General features: G+C 70.2%; 7 protein-coding genes. 4 read left to right on the plus strand and 3 right to left on the minus strand.

Annotated features, from left to right (window positions below):
* Nucleotides 1-274: 274 nt before the first annotated feature.
* Entirely contained in the window at nt 275-1306 is a 1032-nt protein-coding gene (locus ABD207_RS07820) for an ATP-binding cassette domain-containing protein (RefSeq protein ID WP_344011116.1), read from the plus strand.
* Nucleotides 1303-2148 carry an ABC transporter permease gene (locus ABD207_RS07825; protein ID WP_344011117.1) on the plus strand — a complete coding sequence of 282 codons (846 nt, stop codon included), beginning with the start codon at nt 1303-1305 and terminating at the stop codon, nt 2146-2148. Before ABD207_RS07820 ends, ABD207_RS07825 begins: the two co-directional genes overlap by 4 nt.
* Before the next feature lie 169 nt (nt 2149-2317).
* On the opposite strand, the gene greA is transcribed toward ABD207_RS07825, so the two are convergent.
* Nucleotides 2318-2815, minus strand: coding sequence for a transcription elongation factor GreA (greA, locus tag ABD207_RS07830; RefSeq protein WP_343997719.1), 498 nt, complete (start codon nt 2813-2815; stop codon nt 2318-2320).
* A 178-nt stretch (nt 2816-2993) separates the two neighbouring features.
* Entirely contained in the window at nt 2994-3392 is a 399-nt protein-coding gene (locus tag ABD207_RS07835) for a DUF4307 domain-containing protein (RefSeq protein ID WP_344011118.1), read from the minus strand.
* A 146-nt stretch (nt 3393-3538) separates the two neighbouring features.
* Here ABD207_RS07835 and mca point away from each other — a divergent pair, with 146 nt between their 5' ends.
* Both mca and ABD207_RS07845 read left to right on the plus strand, forming a co-directional pair.
* A complete protein-coding gene (gene mca, locus ABD207_RS07840; RefSeq protein WP_344011119.1) occupies nt 3539-4420 on the plus strand; it encodes a mycothiol conjugate amidase Mca in 882 nt (293 codons plus the stop codon).
* Complete coding sequence (locus ABD207_RS07845) at nt 4413-4730, plus strand: hypothetical protein (RefSeq protein ID WP_344011120.1); 318 nt, start codon at nt 4413-4415, stop codon at nt 4728-4730. Before mca ends, ABD207_RS07845 begins: the two co-directional genes overlap by 8 nt.
* Before the next feature lie 39 nt (nt 4731-4769).
* On the opposite strand, the gene ABD207_RS07850 is transcribed toward ABD207_RS07845, so the two are convergent.
* On the minus strand, nt 4770-6488 hold a 1719-nt coding region (locus ABD207_RS07850; RefSeq protein ID WP_344011121.1), incomplete at its 5' end, for a tetratricopeptide repeat protein.

Raw genomic sequence — 6488 nt, forward strand, 5'->3', positions numbered from 1 at the left:
CGGGGGAGACCGTCCCGGCCGAGGGTGGCCCTCGTCGGCCGGCGGTGGCCGTCGTCGGCCGAGGGCGGGAGACCCGGCGTCATTGCGTCACTCGTTCGAGAACTTGTTTGAGCAAGCGCATTGAGAAACGCGATACATCGCGTTATGGTGTGACCGTCGCCACCGCGCGTCGCGCCCGGCTTCACAGGCCGGTGCGCGCCCGAAAAAATCCCGCGCGGTGCGAATCGCACATACCTAGGCTTTCCGAAGAATTCCCGACGACGTGGAGACACATATGCCAGGCGCCATCTATGCCGAGGGTCTGGTGAAGACCTTCGGAGACGTCAGAGCACTGGACGGCGTCGACCTCGATGTCCCCGAAGGCACGGTCCTGGGTCTGCTCGGGCCGAACGGTGCGGGCAAGACCACCACCGTCCGGTGCCTGACGACCCTGCTGCGGCCCGACAGCGGCAAGGCGGTCGTCGCCGGCATCGACGTGCTGAAGCAGCCGGACGCCGTGCGGCGCTCCATCGGTCTGTCCGGCCAGTTCGCCGCGGTCGACGAGTACCTGACCGGCCGCGAGAACCTTCAGATGGTCGGCCAGCTCTACCAGATGCGGGCCAAGGCGGCCCGCGCCCGCGCGGACGAACTGCTGGAGCAGTTCAACCTCGCCGACGCCGCCGACCGCCCGGCCAAGACCTACTCCGGCGGCATGCGCCGCCGGCTCGACCTCGCGGCGGCCCTGGTGGTCTCACCGCCGGTGATGTTCATGGACGAGCCCACCACGGGCCTCGACCCGCGCAACCGCCAGCAGTTGTGGGACGTGATCAAGCAGCTGGTCTCGGGCGGCACCACCCTGCTGCTGACCACGCAGTACCTGGAGGAGGCCGACCACCTGGCGCACGAGATCGCGGTGGTCGACCACGGCCGGGTCATCGCCAAGGGAACCTCCGACCAGCTCAAGGCCCGCACGGGCGGGGAGCGCGTGGAGGTCGTGGTGCACGACCGGGAGCACATCGCCGCCGCCGCCGAGCTGCTCGACAAGTACAGCCTGCACGGCGCCGGCAAGGGCGACACCACGGTCGAGGACCACATGCGCAAGATCACCACACCGGTCACCGGTGGCGCCAAGCTGCTGGCCGAGATCATCCGCGATCTCGATGCCCGGGGCATCGAGATCGACGACATCGGACTGCGCCGCCCCACCCTCGACGACGTCTTCCTGTCCCTGACCGGACACGTCGCCGAGGTGAAGGACGAGGGCAACGGCGAGCAGGCCGCGAAGGACGCCAGAGGACACCGTCACAAGAAGGAGGCCGCCAAGTGAGTGCCGTCACCGACGCCGTGCGGGTCACGGCACCGGGCAATCCGATCACCCAGTCCCTCCGGGACTCCCTGGTCGTCGCCAAGCGCAATCTGATCCGCATGGCCCGGATTCCCGAGGTGGTCATCTTCGGGCTGATCCAGCCGATCATGTTCGTGGTGCTGTTCTCCTACGTGTTCGGCGGCTCCATGAACATCGCCGGCAGCACGGACCCCTCCGTCTACCGCGAGTTCCTGATGGCCGGCATCTTCGCCCAGACCGTCACCTTCGCCACCGCCGGTTCCGGTGCGGGCATCGCGGAGGACATGCACAAGGGGCTCATCGACCGCTTCCGCTCGCTGCCCATGGCGCGCGGCGCGGTGCTCACCGGCCGCACCCTCGCCGACCTGGTGCAGACGGCGCTCACACTGCTGGTGCTGGCGATCGTGGCGCTGCTGGTCGGCTGGCGGACCCACACCAGCTTCGGCGAGGTGCTCGGCGCCTTCGGGCTGCTGCTCCTGCTGGGGTACGCCTTCACCTGGATCGGCGCGGTGATCGGCCTGTCGGTCCGCACGCCGGAGGCGGCCACCTCCGGAGGACTGGTGTGGCTGTTCCCGGTGACGTTCGTGTCGAACGCCTTCGTGGACTCCAGCCAGATGACCCCCTGGCTGCGGCACGTCGCCGACTGGAACCCGTTCAGCGCCACCGTGCAGGCCTGCCGCGAGCTCTTCGGCAACCCCGGGGTGTCCCCCTCGGACGCCTGGCCGATGCAGCACCCGGTGCTCGCCTCGGTGATCTACTCCGTGCTGATCATCGCCGTGTTCCGGACGCTCGCGGTGCGCAAGTACCGCTCCGCGGCGGCCTGATCGGCCTGAGCGGCCCGAGCCGGACGGCTGGACGACCGGGCAGGCTGTCCGGCTGGACGGTCACCAGGCCCGGACGGGTCCGGCGGCCCAAGGACACGACAAGGCCCCCGGCCTCGCGCTTCGCGCGGTGTGCCGGGGGCCCCTGACGTGTAGGTCCCGTGCGGCGGGATCAGCCGGTGTACGGCTCGGCCTTGAGGATCTTCACGGTGGCCTTCTTCCCGTTCGGGAGCTCGTACTCGGCGTCCTCACCGACCTTGTGGCCGATGACACCGCTGCCGAGCGGGGACTGCGGTGAGTACGTCTCGATGTCCGCGCTCGCGTACTCACGCGAGGCGAGCAGGAAGGTCAGCGTGTCGTCCTCGTCGCCGTCGAAGGCGATCGTCACGACCATGCCGGGTGCCACCGCACCGTCGGCCGCCGGCGGCTCGCCCACCTTGGCGTTCTCGAGGAGCTGGGTGAGCTGGCGCACACGGAGCTCCTGCTTGCCCTGCTCCTCCTTGGCCGCGTGGTACCCGCCGTTCTCACGCAGGTCGCCCTCCTCACGCGCGGCAGCGATCTTCGCGGCGATCTCCGCCCGCGCGGGACCAGTAAGGTACTCAAGCTCGTCCTTGAGCTTGTTGTACGCCTCCTGGGTCAGCCAGGTGACGTTCTCGCTGGTCTGGGTCACAGGTGCTCCTCGTAGGTACTGGGATACAAAGCATCGCCCTACCCAGAAGGATGTGCCTCCACGGATGGGCGAAACCACGAGCCTAACAATTCACTTCCCCAAGGGGGAGGACATAAGCCTCCGCAGTCCGGTTGACGCAGGTCAGAGGATGCGTATTCCTCGCGACACCCGGAAGTGATCAGTCCGCGTGACAGCCGAGCAGCTCCGCCGTGGTTCCGGGGGCGGTGGTGCGCAGCGTGACGACCTTGTCGATGCGGGTGGCGTCCCCGTCGAAGCGGAAGTCGGCGCGGCCCACCTCGGCACCATTCTCCGCCTGGGAGCGGACCGTGCAGTATCCGGTGGCTCCGGCGTCCTTGCGGACCTCCAGATGCACCCGCACCGCGTCCTCGCCGGCGTCGAAACTGATCAACTCGGCGCTGATCTCGTTCTGGACCACGTAGTGGTAGCCGAACCACCCGACCAGGCCCAGCAGAAGAGCCCCGAGCACGGCGCCGACGACCTTGAGCGTGCGGTCTGCGCGCTCGTCCGAGGAGCGGCCGTAACGGCCCTCGGGCGGTCGCGTACGCACCGTACTCATGATCGTCTCCTTGGGGGCCGGGCTCCGGAATTATTCCGCCCCCGATTCGGTCACTATAGAAGCCGCCGAAGGCGCCCCGCACACAGGGCGCCCACCGAGGAATGCGCCACCGCACACCGGGCGCCTAGCGACTTGAGGATTGAGTCTTGACTGACCAGCTGCGACTGATGGCCGTGCACGCGCATCCGGACGACGAGTCCAGCAAGGGCGCGGCCACCATGGCGAAGTACGTTTCCGAGGGGGTGGACGTGCTGGTCGTGACCTGCACCGGCGGGGAGCGCGGCTCCATCCTCAACCCCAAGCTGCAGGGGGACCCGTACATCGAGGAGCACATCCACGAGGTACGCAAGAAGGAGATGGACGAGGCCCGCGAGATCCTCGGCGTCAAGCAGGAGTGGCTGGGCTTCGTCGACTCGGGCCTGCCCGAGGGCGACCCGCTGCCGCCGCTGCCCGAGGGCTGCTTCGCCCTGGAGGACGTCGACAAGGCGGCCGGCGAGCTGGTGCGCAAGATCCGCTCCTTCCGTCCCCAGGTGATCACCACCTACGACGAGAACGGGGGGTACCCGCACCCCGACCACATCATGACCCACAAGATCTCGATGGTGGCCTTCGACGGTGCGGCCGACACCACCAAGTACCCGGAGGAGGAGTACGGCCCGGCGTTCCAGCCGCTGAAGCTGTACTACAACCAGGGCTTCAACCGCCCCCGCACCGAGGCGCTGCACAAGGCCATGCTGGAGCGCGGCCTTGAGTCGCCGTACGGGGACTGGCTCAAGCGCTGGGACAAGTTCGAGCGCAAGGAGCGCACGCTCACCACGCACATCCCCTGCGCGGACTTCTTCGAGATCCGCGACAAGGCGCTGATCGCGCACGCCACCCAGATCGATCCCGACGGCGGCTGGTTCCGGGTCCCGCTGGAGATCCAGAAGGAGGTCTGGCCGACGGAGGAGTACGAGCTGGCGAAGTCGCTCGTCGATACCTCCCTCCCCGAGGACGACCTCTTCGCGGGCATCCGGGACAATGCCTGACATGAGCGCAAGCGCAAGCCTGGCCCTGACCCACCTGGTCCCGCTGGCCAAGGAGATCGACAAGGACAAGGTCACCCCCGGTGTCCTCGGCTTCATCGTGTTCGCGGTGATGGCCCTGGCGGTGTGGGGGCTGATGAAGTCCATGAACCGGCACATGAACCGGGTCGACTTCCTCGAGGCCCCGGCCCCCGCCGCACCGGAGGCCGGTGAGGACGGAGGCAAGGCGGCGGACGACACGAAGGCGACCGCCTCCGGCGCCAACGCCGGCAACGGCGGCAACGGCGGCGACTCAGCGAAGAAGCAGGACTGAGCCCTCCGCCGGGGCGGAGAAGCCCCGGCCCCCGGAGGGCTACGCCTTCGAGCCCGCTGTCACGCCCATCACCTCGCGGGCGTTGCGGCTGGGGACCATGCCGAGGCGCCAGGCCTGCCAGCCGGCGTCCAGGTTGACGCCGCGCTCCAGGAGCAGCTGGTAGGCCTCCACGTAGTCGTCGAGCTTCTCGTCGCGTGCGGGGTGGGCGGCGCGGGACAGCTGGGCCAGCTCCTCCTGGGCCACCGCCGTGCCGACCTCCACGCCACCGGGGGCGGCGTACGGCAGGAGCGTGCAGCGCAGGAAGCGGGCCCAGTCCTCGCCGCGCCGGTCGCCGTAGGAGACGAACAGGGTGATCGCCTCGTCGCACAGCGCCAGCGCCTGCTGGGTGCGGGCGTTGCCCGCGTCCACCACCGCCAGCTCCAGGCAGGTCCACGCCTCCCCGTGGGCGACGCCGATGCGCCGGAAGTCGGCGCGGGCGTCGACCAGGAGCTGCCGGGCGAAACCGGAGTTGCGCAGCGAGCCCGTCTGCGCCGCCCGCTGGTCGCGGGTGACCCGCGCCGAGTGGTGCCGGGCGCAGGCCAGGCCGTAGACGTCGCGCATCCGGGAGAACATCGTCCGGGCGCGTTCCAGCTCGCGCACCGCGCGGTCCAGGTCGCCGGTCTCCTCCAGCGCCTGGCCCAGGTAGTACAGCGTCCACGCCTCGCCGCGCGCGTCCTCGTTGTCCCGGTGCCGGGCCGCCGCTGCGCGCAGCTCCTCCACGGCGCGGGAGGCGTCGCCGTCGGTCAGCCGGGCCCGCGCCAGCTGGGTGAGCGCCCACGCCTCGCCCCGGCCGTCGCGGGTGCGGCCGTACAGCTCGAGCGCGGAGCGCAGCTCCGACTCGGCGCGCGGCACGTCGCCCAGCCGCAGATACAGCTGGCCGAGCTGGAAGTGCGCCCAGGCCTGGCCGTGCACCGACTCGCCGGCCCGGTGCAGCACCAGCGACTCGGTGAGCAGGTCCAGCGCCTCGCCCAGCCGGGCCCGGTCGCGCTCCACCGCGGCCAGCGCGTGCATCGTCCACGCCCGGTCCGTGGCCAGCTCGGGCGCCGCCTGCAGGTCCAGCGCCTCGCGCAGCCGCGCCGAGGCCTCCGTCAGGTTGCCCTGGTGGTGCAGGGTGATCCCGAGCGAGGTGAGCGCGCGGGCGGCGCCGGCGTCGTGATGCGCCTCCCGGTAGAGGTCCACCACGGATGTCAGCGTGCTGCGCGCCTTGTCCAGCTCGCCGAGCTGGCGGGCCGCGATACCGGTGCGCCACTGCACCGAACGCACCAGCAGCCCTTCGTCCACCGCCTGCGCCAGCTCGTTGATCTCGCCCAGCCGGTACAGGTCGCCGCGCAGCAGGCAGTAGTCGCACAGCGCGCCCAGCAGATTGAGCACCGCGCCCTGGTCGACGCCCTCGGCGTGCCGGAGTGCCGCCGTGATGAAGCTGGACTCGTCGTCCAGCCAGCGCAGCGCCTCGTCCAGCGAGGTGAAGCCGTAGGAGCCGAAGCGGTCCGAGCGGGTCGACATGTTGCCGTCCACCAGCCGCAGCACCGAGTCGGCCAGCTCCGCGTAGTTGACGATCAGCCGTTCCTGCGCGGCGGCCCGCTCCGCCGGGTCCTCCTCGTCGAGCAGCCGGGCCAGCGCGAAGGAGCGCACCAGGTCGTGCAGCCGGTAGCGGCCCCGGCGCACCTGGGAGATCAGGCCCGCGCGGGCCAGCGTCTGAAGGTGCCGGCCGGCGTCCGC

The organism is Streptomyces thermospinosisporus (genome assembly GCF_039526425.1).
In the GTDB taxonomy this organism is placed as follows: domain Bacteria; phylum Actinomycetota; class Actinomycetes; order Streptomycetales; family Streptomycetaceae; genus Streptomyces; species Streptomyces thermocarboxydovorans.